This window comes from Clostridioides sp. LIBA-7602, from assembly GCF_056688945.1.
Genome location: NZ_CP196991.1, coordinates 2,701,858 through 2,721,522 on the forward strand (window position 1 = coordinate 2,701,858; position 19,665 = coordinate 2,721,522).

Consider the following 19,665-nt stretch of genomic DNA (forward strand, 5'->3'; position numbering starts at 1 on the left):
TATTATAATTTATCTATAATATGTTTAATTAACATTACTCAATCGTTTAATAAGATACTTCTTAATATCCTTTAGCAGTTAAATGACCAAATCCTGTTTCATTAGTTGCACCTGTTATAGCTTGTATTTCAACTTCAATAGTTCCATCAGCCTTTAAGCTTCCATCAGAACCACCAGCTATTACATCTACTACTTCTAAATGACCAATTACTTTATCTAATTTAGGAAGTACTACAACTTGGTTAGCATTTCCACCTGTTACAACAGCATCAGCTCTTTCATCTGCATCTGCAAGTGATTGAGAACCTCCATCACGTCCAGCATATTCATCTGTAACTATAACAGTTTTTACACCTTGCATTTCTATCTTCTTACAGTTCATTATAAGGTCAGTATCTGGATTTCCAAAACCTTCTTGTGAAACTATAACTGCATCTAATCCTAAGTACTTACATAATTTAGAAGTCCAGTTTGAAGATCTTTCTTTGTCTGCTAGGTAAACATTTTCATTAGTTATAATTACACCTACAAAGTTTATATCTTTACCATGTCTTGCATATAAGTCTTCAACAACTCCATTGTTTATATGAACATAACTTGGGTTTTTGTCACATGCAGAAACACAGTTACCACTTACAATTGCTCCGTCCATTAATTCTGTTGGATATAATAAAGTTGGTACTATTTGTTTTGCATCCACTCCATATACATAAGTATCATGTAATAATCCTTGAGTTTGAAGCATGTAAACATATCCTACTTTTGGAAGTTCTGGATATTCTTTTATTGACTCAAGAAGAGGTTTAGTTTCATATACTGAAACTTCATCTGGAGTAAGATTTCTTGCTGCTTCTCCTAAATACATTGCTGCTTTAAATCCTATCATTCTAACAGCTTTTTCATGAGCGTATTGTTTTAAACCATCAATAGGTTCAGCTATTACTACAACATTATTTAATTTAGAAAATGGAGTGTATTTAGCTCCTTCTCCAGTCATGTCTACTATACCTTCTTGGAAACCTACTATTTTTCCAGTAGTTACAACAGCTACACCTTTTAAAGCATGAGTTTTTCCTTCTCCTACAGTGTCAACTTTAGACATTATACCTGGGAATATTCCCCCATTACCTTCAACTTTTACTCTTGGCTCAATAACATCTTTTACAGGTGTTATTCTTACGCTTTCACCTGGACGAGCTAATTCTATATCTATAGATTTTATATGCTCATCTCCACCAATCTCTTGTAGCATCTCTTGCTTATTGATGAATAATACTCCATCTTTTACTTCTGTTACATCACCAAATTGAATATCTTTTATAAAGATTTTCCCTAATTCAAGACGCATACTTGCACCTCCTGTTATTTAATTTGTGTATATGCATTTGAGTTTTTCTCAAAATTATATCATTTTATAACTTATCTTAAATCTTAAAGATATTTTTATAGTATAGTATTTTTATGTCTTAACTATTTGTTATACTATTAAAAATATTTACTGTAAAAAAATTATTTTATTTAAAATTATTTTTTTAACAAACATAGATATAAAAAACCTTTTTTTATTTTATCTTTAGACTAAAATATATTTTTATTTTGTTGTTAATATTTTGGCAATATCTTAAAGATATTTTTTAATCATGTCTTCTATATTAGGAACTGTAGCATCATCTTTAGTAACTTCGTCTACTTTTTCCCCATCTTTGTATATAGCCATAGTTGGAAGACCTAATACTTTTTGTTTTATAGCTAATCTTCTAGCTTTTGTTGTATCCATCTTACAGAATTTTATTTTATCCCCATAAGTTTCAGCTAGTTTATGAACATCTGGCATTAATGCTTTACAAGGTTCACAACCTTCACTCCAGAAATCAACAAATACAAAACCTTCTGCGTTTAAAACTTCTTCTTCAAATGTAGCCTTATCTAAATCTAACATTTTATTTTTCCCCCTTGAAATTTTTATTTTATTTTACATATTAATTAAATTTAATTTACAGATTTTTAGTTTCCAAACTTTTCATCAATATATTTCTCAGCTACTATAGATGCAATTGCTCCATCGTTAGTTGCAGTTACAACCTGTCTTAGAGTTTTAGATCTACAATCTCCTGCTGCAAATACACCTGGTATGTTAGTTTTCATGTCTTCATCAGTTATTATATAACCTTTTTCATCCATATCAACTTTACCTTTGAATAAATCAGTTTGAGCATCTAATCCAACGAAAACAAATACTCCCATTGTTCCATCTTCTTCATCTGCAAAGTATTCATGAGTTTCTCCAGTAATCTTATTTTTAAATACAACTGACTCCAGTATTCCATCACCTTTGATTTCTTCTATTACTGTATCTAATAAGAACTCTATCTTTGGATTCGCTTTTGCTTTTTCTTCAACACTCTTAGCACATCTAAATCCTTGTCTTCTATGTACAATTGTTACTTTTCTAGCAAATTTAGTTAAATACATTGCTTCTTCTAATGCACTATCTCCTCCACCTACAACAAATACCTCAAAATCTTCAAAGAAGTCTGCATCACAAGTTGCACAATATGAAACACCTTTACCAGTAAGTTCTTTTTCCCCTGGGCAACCAATTTTTCTTGGAGTTGCTCCTGTTCCTATTATTACTGCTTTAGCTCTATATTCTGCTTTTTGACCTTTTAAAACTTTTATATCTCCATCTAGCTCAGTATCTACAATGTTATCTCTTAGAATTTCTGCTCCAAACTCTTTACATTGTTCAACCATTCTAGCTATTAGACTTGGTCCTGTTGCATTTGGAACTGACCCTGGATAATTTGCAATTTCATGTGTTATTACAATTTGCCCACCAGTTTTGTCTTTTTCTAGGATTAGAGTATTCAACTTTGCTCTTGCCCCATAAAGCCCTGCTGCAAGCCCTGCTGGTCCTGAACCAATTATTACTAAGTCATACACATTTTCCATTTTGACTTATCCTCCCCAATTAGATTTCTCATTTTATTTAATATTAAATTAGATTTAATATTTAGGCTGCTTTAATAATTTTTTAACAATTTTTTTTATTCATACTGCATTCTTTGTATTGTATTATAAAATATATCATAATCAATTACCCTAAAGTCGTCTTGAACACTTTCTGTCCATTTTGGAGTCTTTTTATTATTCTGAAATTTACTTGCAGTGATGATTGCTTCTTCAATTAAGGTTAAAGAGTTTATATCCAAACGATTTCCTCTCTTTAGTATAACAGTTCTATAAGGTGTTTCATTTGGTTTTACACTCCCATAGAGTGGATGAGATAAAAGTTCATATCCTTCATGTATCAAATCTCTACTTGCTTCTAAGATACCAATATAAGTTGTGTCTTTAAACAAAACTTCTCTTTCTTGAACTTCTTCTCTTACTTTCGGATTATTTGTAATTATTATCATTTTTTTACTCTCTTTCAATCTTTTATTTATTACTTGATAAATAAAAAACAGGAAAAACAAATCTCCCAATTTGTCTTCCCTGTTAAAATCATTTTCAGAGCCCCGTCCAAGTACAGTCATTTTTACCTGAGAATTTCATCTAATCTTTTGGGTAAATAGGATTAAATTTGTCCCTTCGGTCGCTTTTTTATAAAGCAGTCTCCCATACTCTTCATCCGGATTATTAAGTTATCAGAAAATTGAAAATTAAGCAATTTATCCTTTGTTTTCTATAAATAGCTTTTTTCTATCTCTGTTGACTTAAGTATATAAACATTCTATAAAATTTGCAATAGTTTTTTTATATGTATTTTGTATACATTTTTACTTTTTTTTCCAAGTGTTGATATTACATATTTCCTGTATTTTCTTTTTTTTTTAAGTACAAACCTTTTTTGGTTTACTTTCTCAAACTGATTAAAAATATAACTATTTTCACAGCAAATCTTTGATTTTTACATATTTTTTAATTTTTTACTTTTACCCACTGAAATTCTCATAATTTTTTATAATTTGCTATCATTTACTTCATCAAACCAAGATTTAACATCACCCATGATAGACTTAATACAGTCATTATCAAATGGTGAATATAAATTTCCCATACTTACAATACCTAAAAATGATTTTGTCCCTCCAACTTTACAAATATTTATATAATCTTGCCATCCTGCATCTCTATCTTGAATCATTTTTTTCCAAAATTGTAATGCACAAACTTGAGCTAGTACATAGTCTATGTAATAAAATGGATTTTTAAATATATGACCTTGCTTAAACCACCAACAACCTCGCTCTAAAAAAGAATTATTATCATAGTTTCTATGAGGTAAATATTTTTTCTCTAAATATCTCCATTTTTCTTTTCTTTTTGCCTTATCCTCATTAGGATTTTTATAAACATAATGCTGAAATTCATCAACAATTATTCCATAAGGTATAAATTTGACTGCTGTCGACAAGTGAGTAAATTTATATTTATCTGTATCTTCTTTAAAAAACAGATTCATCCATGGCCATGTTATAAATTCCATACTCATTGAATGAATTTCACAACTGTCAAGTGTGGGAAAATTAATCTCTGGCATATCAATCCATCTAGACATGTATAACTGGAACGCATGTCCTGCTTCATGTGTTAATACATCTATGTCATCAGAAGTTTGATTAAAGTTAGAAAAAATGAATGGCGACTTGTAATCTGGTATGTAGGTACAATAACCTCCAGCTCCTTTACCTTTCTTTGTTTCTAAATCCATAAGTTCATTTTCTAGCATAAAATTAAAAAATTCATCTGTTTCTTTTGAAAGCTCACTATACATCCTTTGCCCATTCTGAATTATGTATTTTGAATCGCCTTTTAAACTTGCATTTCCTGTTAAAAATTCCACGTCTTCATCTATGTAGCTTAAGTTTTCTAAACCAAGTCTTTTAACCTGTTTTTCATAAAGCTCATTAGCCATTGGAACAACATATTTTAATACTTGCTTTCTAACGTTTTCTACCATATCTTCTCTATAGTCACTTCTCATCATTCTAATATATCCAAGCTCTACAAAATCTTCAAAGCCTAATTTTTTAGATATCTTATCTCTAAGTTTGACTAGTTTATCAAATATGTCATCAAATTTTGATTCGTTTTCTTCAAAAAAATTATAATACGCTTTGTTGGCTAATTCTCTTGTATTTCTACAATTAGAATACATAAACTTTCCCATACCAGATAAATTTCTTTCTTCTCCATCGAACATTATTTGTGCTGATGCTAAAAGTTTAGTATACTCCGAGCACAATTTATTTTCTTCTTGCAATTCACTTATTATATCTTTAGAAAAACTTTTTAGAGAATAGTCTATTATTGTGAAAAATTGTTCCCCAAATTTTTTTATCAAATCACATTTAAACTTTGAATTTATTACAGCATCATAAAAATAAGAATTTAATTCTTCATACAAAGGCAGATATTCATCCCAGTAATTTTTTTCCTCTTGATAGAATTTATTAAGTGTATCTATACTGTATCTTATTGATGCTATATTTGACAACGTTTCTATTTTATTTCTCAATAAATTAATCTTATGTATATTTTCTTGCTGTTCTTCATAGTTACAGGATTTTTTTATATCTTCTACGCACTCCAAAAATTCTTTTTTTATACTATCATAATTGGGTCTTTCATACTTAAATTGTGAAAACTTCATTTAAAACACTCCTTTACAACTTTATTTCATATCTTTATATCATACTTTTATATCTTTGATATACATATTTTTATATACTATCTAGTGCCAACTTATAAATTATTATATATATTAAATCTTCTTTACATTGTAATCATGTTGAATAATAACATATGATTAATATAATTACAATGTTTTGTGGTATAAAACTGACTACTACATAAATTATTAGAAAAACATTCATATAAAAACTGCCCTCTTATATAAAAGCTTAGTATCTATACTAAAATGCAAACGATAGCATTTTTATAATTAATACTTATAAAACAATTAAAAATCTACTTTTTAAATACACATATTATATAGATGATATTTTTATCAAAAATTAATATTATTAAACTTTCTAAATTGCTTATCTCTTGGTATAATAGTATACAAAACTAATCATATTTTCCACTGAAATTTTGTTCAACACTAGTTGTGTCAACGTTTTCACAGGAAAATTGAGTATATAATTTACTGGAGGCTGATATGTACAAATTAATCGCATTAGATATTGATGGAACAATATTAAACACGCAAAAAAGGATTACTCCTGAAGTCTTTGAATCTATTCAAGAAGCAAAAAAGGCTGGAGCCAAAGTTGTTATAACAACGGGCAGACCTCTTCCTGGTGTCAAAGGACTTCTAAATCAATTAAACTTAACGGATGAAGGTGATTATGTTATATGTTTTAATGGAGCCATTATTCAAGAAGTTAAAAGTGAAAAAATTATACATGATGTAGAGATGACTTTAGATGACTTTGATTTTATATATAATAACGTTTGTAAAAAATATAATACCAAAATACACATAAATACAATGACAAATTTAATTACACCAAACGAAATCCCTGGCAAATATACACTTCATGAAGCGAAATTAAATGATATAGACGTTAAATATATACAAAAAGATAAAATTGATGAATCTATTAAAATCTGCAAAATTATGATAGTTGATGAACCAGAAAGATTAGAAGAAATTATACAACAACTACCTAAAAATTTATTCAATAAATATACTATAGTAAGGTCTGCTCCTTTTTACCTAGAGTTTTTAGGTAAGACCACTAACAAAGGAACTGCCCTTAAGACATTGTGTACTAATTTAGATATTCCTATAGAAAAAGCTATTGCTGTTGGTGATGAAGAAAATGACCAACATATGATAAAGTATGCAGGTCTTGGTGTAGCTATGGGAAATGCACGTAACAGTATAAAAGAAATTGCTGATTATGTTACAGATACTAACAATGAAAATGGAGTTGCAAAGGTTATAAATAAATATATACTTAATAGAGCTATTTAGATATATAAAAAAAACTAAAAATAACTCTTTAGCTTTAAATTCTATTTAATATACATACTTGATACTAAAAGTATCTAGTGATAGTATGGTCTAAAATTTTTAGTTAAAGGTTATTTTTAGTTTTTCATCTATATTTATAATAATACTTTTTGTTTAAGTTTAAATATTTTATATGATTCTACTATTGCTTCATTAATATCTAAGCAATATACATCTTCATCATCCGATAATCCTGCTTCTTTTGTCCAAGCATCAAAATCATTCTTCGTCCAGAAGAAATTCATTATATTTCAGCAACTTGCCGCCCAATTTGAATATTTATCAAGATTTATATGAAGCACTCTTAAATGTGGATTATTCACATATTCAATTTTTTCGTTTTTTATAAATATTTCTATTTCTTTACCTGTAACACTACACATAGAATTTATTCTTACATCTTGATTAAATGTACAAGAAGTTCCTATAGCATCTATTGCACACATTGCACTGAAACTTCTACCATCGCTCAAAGTTACTTTATGATTAGTTGGTAATGCTGATACAGGATATATAAAATTTATACTATCTCCATCAACAACTATTATATTTTTCTCAATAAAATATTGTAGTGTATTTTCTATATATTCTTTTTCTAATTTCAAATTATTACTTATACATTCAGTCACTTCTTTAAGTGTAGCACTAGAACCTTTATCTATTATCACATCCATAATGGATAGTCTTATTTTTTGTTGTACATTATCCAAACTATTGTATTTTTCTATTTGACTCATATCTACTCCTCTTTAAACCTCATAACACTTCGATAAAGTATCAGTTAATCTAGTCTTATATTCTTCATATTTTTTGCTTCCTCTAACTCTAGGTCTTGGAATATCTATATTTATATCATCAATAACTCTACCTTTATCCCTTGACATTACTATAACTCTATCACTCATATATACAGCTTCGTCAACATCATGAGTTACCATTAATGCAGTTATTTTCTTTTTTATCCATATCCTTTCTAACTCTTCTTGTAAGTTTTGTCTCATTTGAAAGTCAACAGCTCCCAGTGGTTCATCCATTAACAATACTTCTGGATTGCATGCTAAGGCTCTTATCATAGCTACTCTTTGTTTCATTCCGCCTGATAATTGATGAGGAAATAACTTTTCTTTTCCTTTTAAATCTGACATCACCAAGAGTTCTTCTAACATTTCTTCTCTTTTTTCCTTTTGTATTTTCTGCTGTTTCATAGGAAATAGAACATTTCCTCTTATAGTTTTCCAAGGAAATAAAGCGTAATTTTGGAATATAAAAGCTCTATCTATACCTGGTTTTTTAACTTTTTTATCATTTATAAAAACATCTCCACTTTCTGATTTTTGAAATCCTCCTATTATAGTAAGTAAAGTAGTCTTTCCACATCCTGATGGCCCTAAAAGGCAAACAAATTGACCATTTTCTATATCTATGCTTATATCTTCTAAAACCTTTGTATGTACTTTATTATTTACAAATGTTTTATTTATATCTCTTACGCTTAACTTCATTAATCTGCAAACCTCCATCTACAAAGGATTTTATTTACAAACTTTAATACTCTATCTATTATAAATCCTATTAAAGCTGCAAATATCATAAGCCCAATTAATACATCTGTATGCATTAACGTTTGAGCTTGTACCATTGAGTAACCGAGACCGGCACTCGTAGCTATAAACTCAGCTCAGATAACAGACATCCATCCTGTACTTATAGCAATTCTCGAACCAGTTAATATATCAGGAAGAGACGCTGGTACTATTACGTTTGTAAATATCACAATTGGTGATGCTCCCATACTTCTAGCCGCATTATAATAATCTTTTGATATTGCTCTTACACCTTGAATAGTATTTAAGATTATAGGAAAAACGCCTGAAAAAGCTATTAAAAATATTGTTGGCCCATCTCCTATACCAAACCATACTATAGTAAGAGGCACCCATGCCATTATAGGAACCTGTCTTACAGAATCTACTACTGGAGATAAAACTTTTTCAAAAGTTTTAGAAAATCCCATGATAAATCCTATTGGAAGTCCAAACAATAGTGCATACATAAAACCTTTAAGTACTCTCTGTAATGTTATAAAAAGATTAGTAACTGTCTCTATATCTGTTATGCAATAAAAGAAACCTTTTATTACATCTACTGGCATTGGAAGTAGTAAAGAACTTCCTATATCTTTCGCTGCAAAATGCCAAACTGAAAATATAATGACTAAGAGTATTATCTTATATAAAATATCCATACCACTATCAGATTTTTTCTTAGTTAATTTATCTATTTTATCTTTAGAAATTTTAATTTCCAATCTCTTATTTCCTCCATATCTATATTTCTTATATTCTTGTACTGTTTCAGTGCTTTTTTAAATGTAGCTTCATTATTTAAAGCATCAACACTTTTATTGTAAAGTTTTATAAAATCACTATATCCTTTACTTTTTTTAAATTCTTTGCTTACAACTAATACATAAGTATCATAATCACCTAATTCAGTTGTAGGTTTTCTTATTCCTTCTAATCCGATTGATTTTATACAGTCCATTACAACACCATCTACTAGATTGCTTTCTAATCCATATGCTAATGCAGTCCCTAATAACGGAGATATTTCTACATTTCCATAGTATTTCTTCACTAATTCTGATTGGTAATTTCTATTTTGAATGATTCCAATTTTTTTGGGATTACTCTTACTTAATAAAAATATATCTGAATTTTGAACTACTGTACCAACAATTTCAAATCCACTAGTTGCATTTACATACTGTTTTGCTGCATCTTTACATATGATTGCTATATCTATTTCCTCTGAACTCAGAGCCCATTGCATTGTACTTGCTCAGCAATCATTAATTGTAAAAGTATCCATTATATCACTTACTTTTATATTTTCAAAGTAGTCCCTATTTACCATATAATTTATTACAAAACCAGAGGTATCATCAGATACCCCTATTCTTAGTTTGCCTTCTATTTCTTCTTTATCTTCAAAATTAAAAAATATTATAAATATACTTCCCAAAATAATAATAAAAAGTATTATTATATTTTTTATATTCTCCATTTATTTATAATACCTTTGCTTTCCAATCTTCATAACTCATACCTTCAGGAAACTCTGGATTAACTTTTTCTTTTATAAATTTATCAAAATCATCTGCTCCACAAGAATCCAATAAGCTCGTATCAATTGTATCTTCATATTTAGGTATATCATCTAATGCTTTTAAATCTTTATACATTTGTAAATTATTTTTATATTCTTCTCCTGTAACTTTCCAAGTAAGCGTTCTACCTTCTCCAACTGTCTTTTTATAAATAGTTCTAAGTGCAACTTCTTCTTCTACATTATAATATTTTGCAAATATCTTAGCAGCTTCAGCTGGATTTGTATATATGTATTCTATTGCTTTTGTATGAGCCAAAACCAATTTTTTTGCTAAATCTGGATGTTCTTTTATAAAGTTTTTGTTTAATGAGAATGAACAACAGTTATATTCTTTACCATTAGCTTTTTCTTTATATTGAGTAGATGCTATTATTTTTCCTGCACCATCATTTTCAGCTACAGAACCCCAAGGGTCGCAAGATGTAAAAGCTTGTATTTTTCCAGTTTTAAGAGCTAAATATTTATCTTTGTCTGAATCCATATTTACAATTTCATATTTTGATGGGTCAGTTGGTAGACCTGTTTCTGGCCCATAATCACTTGTCCATAAAAAATCACTCATGTCTGTTGCAATTTTTTTACCTACTAAATCTTTGGGTTCTTTTATATCTTTTGAAACTATTAAGTATTCAGAACCTCCAGTATGATTGTTAGCTGCTATTGTTATTGGTGAACCTTTAGGTATAGCTCCCACTAGACCTTTTGTCCCTATATAACCAGCATCCATTTTTCCTGCTGCCATAGCTTCAGGAACTTTACCATTTCCGACAGTTTTTACATTAAGACCTAAATCCTTATATATTCCAGCTGCTTCTGCTACTGGTCCAGCAGTCATATGGTCACAGTTATAATACCCTACTGTTATTGTATAATCATCCTTTCCAGCTTTTGCTTCTTCTTTCTCTTTTGGTTTACTACTACAGCCTGTTAGTATAGATGCCCCCATTACACTAACTAAGATTAATGCTTGAATCTTCTTAGATACTCTCATCTAAATTTCCCACCTTTGTGTATTATTTTTATTTTTAACAACATTTGTCCATATCTTCTCCAAATAAATCAACAAACTTGTTGCCTTCTACCCTATAAATTGCATACCCTACATTACCATTCTTAGAACCCGACACTATTACTTCTATTGGTGGTTTATCATCAATATTTTTAAAAGTTATGGTTTGATTCTCTATAGGTGCTGGTATTGGTTTTGTTATATAATGGCTGTTTTTATCAGAAACTACCACTACCATTTCATTTGAATTATTACCTTTTTTATATATAACTACTAAATCTTTTTCTCCATCATTATTTAAATCTTCTTCAGCACAAGTTATTATATCTTCTTTATAATTTTTTCTAAAATACTCTAATGTTTCTTTATTCACATTTGGAATAGAGGCATCTTCTTTAAGATTATCATCCACTATTTTTGATAAAACTATTAATGCAACTACTACACAGGATATTATAACTATCTTTTTAAGCATTATTCCCTATGACATCTTTCATCTTTGGTATTATTGATTTAAATGCAAATAAAATAATTAAAATTGTACATACATATTCAAAACTATCTGGTATATTTAACATTAGTTTATTTGCCAACTGTATTGAAGAATTTGTTGTATCTAAATTTACTGAATTGTTGTTTACTAAAAGTAAATTTGTTATGTATCCAATTATTATTGAGGATAATGTCAAAGTTACTGAATATATAATAACAGTCCTTTTTCCAATGAGTTTAAACATACTTATAAGCTCTGGTAAATTTGTAGCTGCACCAGCTATTAGAAATGTTATCGCTATCCCAGGAGATGCTCCACTTGCAACAAGAGCTGCTATAAATGGAATATGTCCTACTGCACATACATACATAACACATGCAAGTATTGCTATACTTCCAAGTGATAGCAAACCTGGATTCCCCAAATATTTTTGAATTATACTATTTGGAAAAATTGTTGTTATAAAACCTGCAAAAAGCATTCCCATTACTACATATTTACTAATAGTAAGAGCTAACTCTCCAAAAGACCACTTAAGCCCATCAATCATATTTTCTAAAAAACTTCTTTTTTCTTCTTCTAATTCTATTACATCTTCATCTGAATCATTATGCAAAGATAATTCTTCTTTTCCAAAACAATTTCCCAAAAATCCTACTAAAAATGGTACTAAAAAACCAGATATTAGATAAATAGTTGTAACTTTAGGTCCTAAAAGACCTAGACAAAGAACTACAGCTATTGGGTTTATTATTGGAGTTGATGTCATAAAAGCAAGTACTGGTCCTAAATATGCTCCTGAATAATACATGCTTATACCAAGTGGTATTACCCCACAACTACATATTGGTAAAAACATTCCTGATATAGTACTTTTAATCAAAGAAGAAAATTTCTTATTTCCAAGTTGTTTTTGAAACCTTCTTGGAGTTAAAACATTGTGGAGTATACCTGCCAATATGAAACTTATCATAAGCCATCCTGATGCTCCATTCAATGTAACTATAGAAGCTACTATCGTCTCTTTAACTCCATTTAAAACAATTTCTAATATATTCATTTTTGCTACTCCTAATTTTTAAACTTTTAACTATTATTTATAGCTTCTACTATTGCCTTTTCAATTGTATCTTTATTTAATCTGTCATATTTCTTTTTCTGATTTATTATTAATGTTCCTTTTGTTATAATTCCATATTTTTTTACATATGAAAAATCTTTACCTGCCTGATACAGTTTCACTTCCAATTTATCAGTATATTTTTCTGACATTTTTTTTATAAACACTCCATGCTCATCACAAGATGGTCAAGTATTTATAAATTCAACTAAAACTTTAGACATTTGTTCATCCCCTACTCAAACAATTTATCCTTGACTTAAAATAATCCACAGAAAATAAGTTTTCCCATGGATTGTATACCAAACTGTTTTATAATGTTATGACTTGGTCTACACCTGCACTACCTAAACAAGCATATAAGTTTGGAAAGCATCCAATCGTAGCCCCATCAACCAAGTTATTCTCTATACCTCTCTCTATAGCACATTGGTCACAAGCCATTATTATCATATCCGTTTTTTTATGTAATTCACTTAGTTTTTCTCCTATTGGATTTCCTTTCGATAAGAATAATGTATTATCCATAAAGAAAAACATCCCTAGAACATCTACTCCATGAGTTCCTTGTTCTAATTGTGGTATTATCATTTTGTCTAAAATCTTATGTACATTAGTACTATTAAAGATATATGCTACTTTCATTTTTATTCCTCCATCCATTTTTTTCCTAAATTTTATACAAATTTTTACATATACAATTATATTATAAGTTCTTCTATATTTATATGTAAAATAGATAATAGCTATATCATTAAAAGTATATATAGTATTTATCTATATTTATTAAATTATTGATTAACATTTTTCTATTCTTATTAATTTTAATAAATAAAAAATAGACTCCTTAAACTTATCAAGTAAATTTAGGGAGTCTATCTTAATTAAATTTATATCAATATCAAATTTATATATTTCTCAGATTTTTCATACTTATATCGAGAGCTTTGACAGAATGTGTAAGTGCTCCTACAGAAACAACATCCACTCCAATTTTTCCTATAGATTCTATGGTATCTAAATTCACATTTCCAGAAAATTCTACAATGGCTCTTCCATTTATAATATCTACAGCTTGTTTTGCCATTTCTAAGCTCATATTATCCAACATTATTATATCTGCTTTTGCTTCTAGAGCTTCTTTTACCATATCTAATGTTTCCACTTCTACTTCTATTTTTCTGACAAAGGAAGTGTTTTTTCTAGCTAGTTCAACTGCATTTTTAACACCACCAGCAGCTCCAATATGGTTGTCTTTAAGCAATATTCCATCAGATAAATTAAATCTATGATTACATCCTCCACCTACTTTGACAGAATATTTATCTAATATTCTAAGATTAGGTATCGTTTTTCTACTATCTAACAACTTTGTATTTGTACCTTCAAGCTTTTCAACATATTTACTAGTAGTAGTAGCTATACCACTCATTCTCTGTAAATAATTTAATGCTACACGTTCTCCTACAAGTAAATTTCTAGTATTCCCAGTTAATACAGCTATCTTTTCACGATTTTTTACTTTATCACCATCATTTTTATATAACTCTACATCTACACTTCCAAGAATCTCAAACACTCTCTTAAATACACCTAAACCAGCTACTATACCATCTTGCTTACAAATTAAATCTACAGTAGACTTAGAATTTTCATCCACAATAGAATTAGTTGTTATATCTTCACTTGGCACATCTTCTACTAAAGCATCCTGTATCATTCTATCAATAATCAAATAATTCATCGCCAAAATCCTCACTTGTTCTTTCAATTTCTTTTATAACTAATATTCTATTCTCTTTTTTTATCTTTTCTATATCTATGTCCATATCTGGTATATCTATAAATTTAACTTTTATATTGTCCATAACTGAGTTTATATTTTTGGCTGCTCTCTTTGAAAATACAAGTCCTTCAAGTAAAGAGTTACTTGCCAGTCTATTTGCTCCATGAACGCCTGTACAACTAATTTCACCAACTGCATATAAATTTTCCATAGATGTTTTTGAGTCCAAATCGACATGTATTCCGCCCATAAAGTAATGCTGTGCAGGTGATACTTTTATGTATTCTTTAGTTATATCTGTTCCTCTAGCTAGACATTCATTGTAAATAAAAGAAAATCTATTAATTAAGTATTCACTACCTAAATGTGTTGCATCTAAATATACATAAGGTGAATTGTCTTTTTCCATTTGTTCAAAAATAGCTTTTGAAACTACATCTCTAGGAAGAAGTTCATCGACAAATCTTTCCTTATTTTTATTTAAAAGTTTAGCTCCCTCTCCTCTTAGTGATTCAGATATAAGCATTCTCCTACCTTCACTATTCTCTTCATAGAAAGCTGTTGGATGTATTTGAATATACTCTAAGTTCTCTATTTTTATATCATTTCTTAAAGCTATAGCGATTCCATCACCTGTAAGGTGTCTTTGGTTAGTAGAGTTTTTAAAAAGCCCACCTATTCCACCTGTTGCTAAAACTACCACTTTTGAAAAAACATGAATCTCTTTTTGAGACTTAAAAAGTCTAGCTCCAATACACTTATTACCATCTTTTAATATATCTAAAAGATATGCATCTTCTATAAGAGTTATATTTTCTCTAGTTTTAGCTTCCTTTAATAAAGTCTTAAAAACAACCTCTCCAGTATTATCTTTACTATGAACTATTCTATTTACACTATGAGCTCCTTCTCTTGTGTAATCTATCTCTCCATTTTCTCTATCTAAAGGCATGCCATAATCTACTATTTGTCCTACATTTTCAATAGATTCATCTGCAAGAACTTGTACTGCTTCAACTCTATTTTTATACTGTCCAGCCTTCATTGTATCTTCCACAAAAGACTCTATATCATCAATATTTCTAGCAGTTGAAATTCCCCCTTGTGCAAGATATGTATTATTGTTTTCAATTGTAGATTTTGATACTACTAATACATTTAAATTTTTTTCTAAATTTAATGCACAATATAATCCTGAAACACCACTTCCAACTATTAAAACATCTTGTTCTAAATTCATAAGTCTATCCCTCTATCCTTCTGCTAATCTGTGCATATTAAGCAGTGAATTTAAAGCTTTTTCCATAATTTCATCTTCTACAGTAACTTCATTTTCCATATTTTTAAGTGTACTGTATAAATTTTCTAATGTTGTCTTTTTCATATCCGTACATAGTATTCTTCCTCCAGGGATATAAAAGTTTTTATTAGGATTCTTTTTCTTTAATTCATGTAATATCCCTTCTTCAGTTGCTATTATAAAATTCTTATTTTCACTATTAGTAGCATATTTTATTATTCCTGATGTACTTCCTACATAATCTCCTAAATCTCTTATTTCCTTTTTACATTCTGGATGTACCAATACTTCTGCATCTTTATACTTATCTTTTAATTCAATTATTTCTTCAGCCTTTATATTGTTGTGGTATTTACAATATCCGTCCCAAAATATAAAGTCTTTATCTGGAAATTTCTCTGCAATATATCCTCCTAGGTTTTTATCTGGAAGGAATATAATTTCTTTATTATCTATGTTTTCTAATATTTTAATTGCACTGGACGATGTAACGGAAACATCACAATATGCCTTGACTTTAGCTGTAGAGTTTATATAACATACAACCAAAGCATTTGGATACTGTTGTTTTAGTTTTATCACGCCTTCTTCATCTACCATATCTGCCATAGCACATCCAGCGTTACTTACTGGCATTAATACAGTTTTCTCAGGTGATAATATCTTAGCACTTTCTCCCATAAATCTTACCCCACAAAATACAACCACATCTTCTTTACAATCTCTAGCAATTTCACTTAAGTAATATGAGTCACCAACTGCATCTGCTAATTCTTGTATTTCTGGTGGTTGATAAAAATGGGCAAGTATTATTGCATTTTTTTCTTTCTTTAGCTCTTTGATTTGATATGTTAAATCTTTATCCATAATCGCACCGCTTTCTATATGTACTAGTGTATATACACCTGTAAACTCATTATATCACTTGACTATTCTTTCTTCAAGAATTTTAGACCGCTTAATATTGTTAAGATATAGACATTTACATTATCAATTGATTTATCTTTTTTACTTACCTATTTAAACTATTTTTTATGTTTTTTAATTTTTTTGTAAAATATTATCAGAATTTTGTTTATATTCTTTATTGCTATAATATTGAAAATTTTACCAAACACATGTATACTAAGTACATGATTATGTGTATGTATTAATTTCTGAAATTATATTACTTTTAGTATTTTATAGAATTGGTAGGTTATTTCAATACGTATACAGAATCCAAAAAATTTTATAAATGGGGTGATATTATGACAACGTTCTTAATTGGATTGGCTATATTACTAATAGGAGGTGCTTTATATGGTGCTTATTGTGAAAAAGTATTTAGCCCAGATGACAGAAAAACACCTGCTCTTGCTCAGAGTGATGGTGTAGACTACGTTCCAATGAAAAAATGGAAGAATAGTCTCATTGAATTGCTTAATATAGCTGGTACAGGACCGATTCTAGGACCTATCCAAGGTATATTATTTGGTCCAATAGCATTTATACTAATCCCTATTGGTTGTGTATTTGGAGGAGCTTTACATGACTATATGAGTGGAATGATTAGTATAAGAGAAAAAGGAGCGCAGATGCCTTCACTTATCAGTAGATTTTTAGGTAACAAAGTCTTTCAAGTCTATAATATATTCCTTTGCCTATTAATGCTTTTAGTTGGTGCAGTTTTTATTTACACACCTGGAGATTTGGTTGTTACACAAATCTTAAACATGAAGTCAACTATAAATAATCCAGTTGTATGGATAGTTTACGGAATTATTTTTGTATATTACTTATGTGCAACACTATTCCCAATTGATAAAATTATAGGAAAGGTATATCCAATATTTGGAGCAATCCTACTTTTATCTGCTGCTGGTGTTGGAATCGGAATATTTACACAGGGTTATGATTTAGCTAATTTAAGTCTTGCGAATTGGAAAGGTATTCATCCTGATGGAATTCCTCTTATCCCTACATTCTTCGTTACAGTTGCTTGTGGTATAGTTTCTGGATTCCACTCAACTCAAGCCACTCTTATAGCAAGATCAGTTTCAAATGAAAAAGAAGGAAAAACTACTTTTTACAACATGATGATTTTAGAAGGTTTAATTGCAATGATTTGGGCTGCAGCTGCTATGGGTATTTACAATAAAGGTATACCTAAGGAATTGATAGGCTCTCCTGATGTAATAGGCTTAGTTGCAAGAGATTTACTTGGTTCTATTGGTGGAATCATCGCAATAATAGGTGTTATCGTTTTACCAATAACTTCTGGAGATACAGCTTTAAGATCTCTAAGATTAATGCTTGCTGATTATTTTCATTATGACCAAAAGGAAAAGAAACATCGCGTTATACTATCAATATGCATATTTATTCCTGTCATAGCAATTCTGATATTTGCAAAACTTAGTTCTTCTGGATTTAATATATTATGGAGATACTTCTCATGGAGTAATCAAACCATCGCTATATTTGCATTTGCGATGATTACAGTCTACCTTATAATAAAAGAAAAAAATTATATTATAAGCTTAATTCCAGGTATGTTTTATTCTTTTATCATATTTAGCTATATATTCAATGCTCAAATTGGATTTAACTTAGGTATAAATATATCCTATATTTTAGCTGCTATCTTTACTGTATTATATGCTGTTTTAACCGTCTATTATGGTAGAAAGTTAAAAAACAAGGCAGATGTTAAACTAGCTGACTAAAATCAACTAAAGTTACACTTAGATTAAACTTTTAATATAAAAATCATAAAAAGAGACTGTCTCAAGCTAGAGATTGTCTCTTTTTATTCAATTCATAAATAAATAAGTATTTACTCTTTATTGGAATATTTATCCTGTATTTCTAATATAAATAAATAAAAGTTTTAAAATAATCTACACATTTATATACTTAAAATAAATTTTTTTGGAGGAATACTTATGAATAATAAATTACATGAACTTGAAAAAAATCTACCAGAGACATCTTGCTCTTTTTGCACACATCTTTTATTCAAGGGGCCTAGCCTAGACTATAGATATGATATTAGATGTGTTATTTCTGATACCAAACCTGATTTTAGAGGGTGTTGTGAATATTTTGAACCAGAATATACAGAGTTAGATACAGGAGATTTAGATAATCTATACATAAATTTTCTTGAAACATGCCTCAAGGTGAATTACAATGATTACATCAATTCTATGTACTGGAAATTATTTAGAGAAAGAGTTTTACTAGAAAACAATTTTAAATGTTCTATATGTGGTTCAACTGAAAATATAGATGTATATCATATCAATAGAAATTTAGGAAGAGAAACTTCAAAAGATGTAGTTGTTAAATGTGATAAATGTAATTGTAAATAGGTGTATAAAATTTAAATAACTTCACATAATAAGTGTAAATAAAACTTAGGAGGTTATTTATGAAAAATAATAATTTAAATTGTGACGCTACTAATTGTGCTTATAATACTAGTGGATACTGTTATGCTGGTAGCATAAAAGTAGATGGAATGCAAGCAACTACTACAGGAAATACTTATTGTGCTTCTTTTGAAGACAAATATACTTCTGGAATAACTAGTCGTTCTAATGATACTAATCAAGTTGATACAGACAATATTCATTGTGAAGCTGTAAAATGTAAATACAATAAAAATGAACTTTGTAAAGCTGAAAAAGTTCATATAAATTCAGGAAATGCAAGTTGTGAAACTTTTGAAATGAAATAAATTTCTTGTTATTTAATTATATAGTATTTATA

Annotated in this window: 21 protein-coding genes and 1 riboswitch; of the genes, 4 read left to right on the plus strand and 17 right to left on the minus strand. The window is 28.9% G+C overall.

Features of this window, described 5'->3' with window-relative positions; genetic code table 11:
• Positions 1 to 61: 61 nt before the first annotated feature.
• The 5 genes from ACTG45_RS12860 to ACTG45_RS12880 all read right to left on the minus strand — a co-directional run bounded on the left by ACTG45_RS12860 (position 62) and on the right by ACTG45_RS12880 (position 5,659).
• Entirely contained in the window at positions 62 to 1,348 is a 1,287-nt protein-coding gene (locus tag ACTG45_RS12860; RefSeq protein ID WP_021385101.1) for a glycine/sarcosine/betaine reductase component B subunit, read from the minus strand.
• 273 nt (positions 1,349 to 1,621) lie between these two features.
• Positions 1,622 to 1,939, minus strand: a complete 318-nt coding sequence (trxA, locus tag ACTG45_RS12865; protein ID WP_021385220.1) for a thioredoxin TrxA — start codon at positions 1,937 to 1,939, stop codon at positions 1,622 to 1,624.
• A 65-nt stretch (positions 1,940 to 2,004) separates the two neighbouring features.
• Positions 2,005 to 2,952: a thioredoxin-disulfide reductase gene (trxB, locus tag ACTG45_RS12870; RefSeq protein WP_021385149.1), complete on the minus strand. Its 948-nt coding sequence runs from the start codon at positions 2,950 to 2,952 to the stop codon at positions 2,005 to 2,007.
• 95 nt (positions 2,953 to 3,047) lie between these two features.
• Positions 3,048 to 3,419 (minus strand): GrdX family protein, encoded by a 372-nt coding sequence (locus ACTG45_RS12875; RefSeq protein ID WP_021385187.1) that lies wholly within the window; start codon positions 3,417 to 3,419, stop codon positions 3,048 to 3,050.
• Between the two features lie 103 nt (positions 3,420 to 3,522).
• Positions 3,523 to 3,634: riboswitch (glycine riboswitch) on the minus strand.
• A gap of 330 nt (positions 3,635 to 3,964) precedes the next feature.
• Complete coding sequence (locus tag ACTG45_RS12880; protein WP_479919108.1) at positions 3,965 to 5,659, minus strand: M3 family oligoendopeptidase; 1,695 nt, start codon at positions 5,657 to 5,659, stop codon at positions 3,965 to 3,967.
• 510 nt (positions 5,660 to 6,169) lie between these two features.
• On the opposite strand from ACTG45_RS12880, the gene yidA reads away from it, so the two are divergent.
• On the plus strand, positions 6,170 to 6,991 hold the full coding sequence (yidA, locus tag ACTG45_RS12885; RefSeq protein WP_021385259.1) for a sugar-phosphatase: 822 nt from the start codon (positions 6,170 to 6,172) through the stop codon (positions 6,989 to 6,991).
• Positions 6,992 to 7,125: 134 nt separating this feature from the next.
• Here yidA and saoL read toward each other — a convergent pair whose 3' ends face one another.
• From saoL to nadA, 12 genes are all read right to left on the minus strand, one after another.
• Positions 7,126 to 7,767, minus strand: a complete 642-nt coding sequence (gene saoL / locus ACTG45_RS12890; RefSeq protein ID WP_265113941.1) for a MerB-like organometallic lyase SaoL — start codon at positions 7,765 to 7,767, stop codon at positions 7,126 to 7,128.
• 12 nt (positions 7,768 to 7,779) lie between these two features.
• The gene (saoA, locus tag ACTG45_RS12895; RefSeq protein ID WP_021385238.1) at positions 7,780 to 8,532 is read right to left on the minus strand and encodes an ABC transporter ATP-binding protein SaoA; all 753 of its coding nucleotides are present in this window, start codon (positions 8,530 to 8,532) and stop codon (positions 7,780 to 7,782) included.
• Positions 8,532 to 9,332, minus strand: coding sequence for an ABC transporter permease subunit SaoP (gene saoP, locus ACTG45_RS12900; RefSeq protein WP_479918796.1), 801 nt, complete (start codon positions 9,330 to 9,332; stop codon positions 8,532 to 8,534). The genes saoA and saoP overlap by 1 nt, the downstream gene beginning before the upstream one ends.
• Positions 9,308 to 10,087: an ABC transporter substrate-binding (seleno)protein SaoB gene (saoB, locus tag ACTG45_RS12905; protein WP_479918797.1), complete on the minus strand. Its 780-nt coding sequence runs from the start codon at positions 10,085 to 10,087 to the stop codon at positions 9,308 to 9,310. Before saoB ends, saoP begins: the two co-directional genes overlap by 25 nt.
• A gap of 13 nt (positions 10,088 to 10,100) precedes the next feature.
• Complete coding sequence (gene saoX / locus ACTG45_RS12910) at positions 10,101 to 11,192, minus strand: ABC transporter substrate-binding subunit SaoX (RefSeq protein ID WP_021385154.1); 1,092 nt, start codon at positions 11,190 to 11,192, stop codon at positions 10,101 to 10,103.
• A gap of 34 nt (positions 11,193 to 11,226) precedes the next feature.
• Positions 11,227 to 11,685, minus strand: a complete 459-nt coding sequence (gene saoC / locus ACTG45_RS12915; protein ID WP_021385152.1) for a Cys-Cys-COOH (seleno)protein SaoC — start codon at positions 11,683 to 11,685, stop codon at positions 11,227 to 11,229.
• Positions 11,678 to 12,763 (minus strand): efflux transporter SaoE, encoded by a 1,086-nt coding sequence (gene saoE, locus ACTG45_RS12920; protein WP_479919109.1) that lies wholly within the window; start codon positions 12,761 to 12,763, stop codon positions 11,678 to 11,680. Before saoE ends, saoC begins: the two co-directional genes overlap by 8 nt.
• 26 nt (positions 12,764 to 12,789) lie before the next feature.
• Positions 12,790 to 13,047, minus strand: coding sequence for a thioredoxin-like (seleno)protein SaoT (gene saoT / locus ACTG45_RS12925; protein ID WP_243192668.1), 258 nt, complete (start codon positions 13,045 to 13,047; stop codon positions 12,790 to 12,792).
• A gap of 88 nt (positions 13,048 to 13,135) precedes the next feature.
• Positions 13,136 to 13,468 (minus strand): DsrE-related protein SaoD, encoded by a 333-nt coding sequence (saoD, locus tag ACTG45_RS12930; protein ID WP_021385110.1) that lies wholly within the window; start codon positions 13,466 to 13,468, stop codon positions 13,136 to 13,138.
• A gap of 262 nt (positions 13,469 to 13,730) precedes the next feature.
• On the minus strand, positions 13,731 to 14,567 hold the full coding sequence (gene nadC / locus ACTG45_RS12935) for a carboxylating nicotinate-nucleotide diphosphorylase (RefSeq protein WP_479917090.1): 837 nt from the start codon (positions 14,565 to 14,567) through the stop codon (positions 13,731 to 13,733).
• Complete coding sequence (locus ACTG45_RS12940; RefSeq protein WP_479919110.1) at positions 14,548 to 15,849, minus strand: L-aspartate oxidase; 1,302 nt, start codon at positions 15,847 to 15,849, stop codon at positions 14,548 to 14,550. Before ACTG45_RS12940 ends, nadC begins: the two co-directional genes overlap by 20 nt.
• 12 nt (positions 15,850 to 15,861) lie before the next feature.
• Positions 15,862 to 16,776 (minus strand): quinolinate synthase NadA, encoded by a 915-nt coding sequence (gene nadA, locus ACTG45_RS12945; RefSeq protein ID WP_479919111.1) that lies wholly within the window; start codon positions 16,774 to 16,776, stop codon positions 15,862 to 15,864.
• Positions 16,777 to 17,159: 383 nt separating this feature from the next.
• Between nadA and ACTG45_RS12950 the strand changes: the two genes are divergently transcribed.
• From ACTG45_RS12950 to ACTG45_RS12960, 3 genes are all read left to right on the plus strand, one after another.
• Positions 17,160 to 18,617, plus strand: a complete 1,458-nt coding sequence (locus ACTG45_RS12950; RefSeq protein WP_479919112.1) for a carbon starvation CstA family protein — start codon at positions 17,160 to 17,162, stop codon at positions 18,615 to 18,617.
• Positions 18,618 to 18,836: 219 nt separating this feature from the next.
• Complete coding sequence (locus ACTG45_RS12955) at positions 18,837 to 19,265, plus strand: hypothetical protein (RefSeq protein WP_479919113.1); 429 nt, start codon at positions 18,837 to 18,839, stop codon at positions 19,263 to 19,265.
• A gap of 59 nt (positions 19,266 to 19,324) precedes the next feature.
• The gene (locus ACTG45_RS12960) at positions 19,325 to 19,633 is read left to right on the plus strand and encodes a DUF1540 domain-containing protein (protein WP_021385244.1); all 309 of its coding nucleotides are present in this window, start codon (positions 19,325 to 19,327) and stop codon (positions 19,631 to 19,633) included.
• Positions 19,634 to 19,665 lie beyond the last annotated feature (32 nt).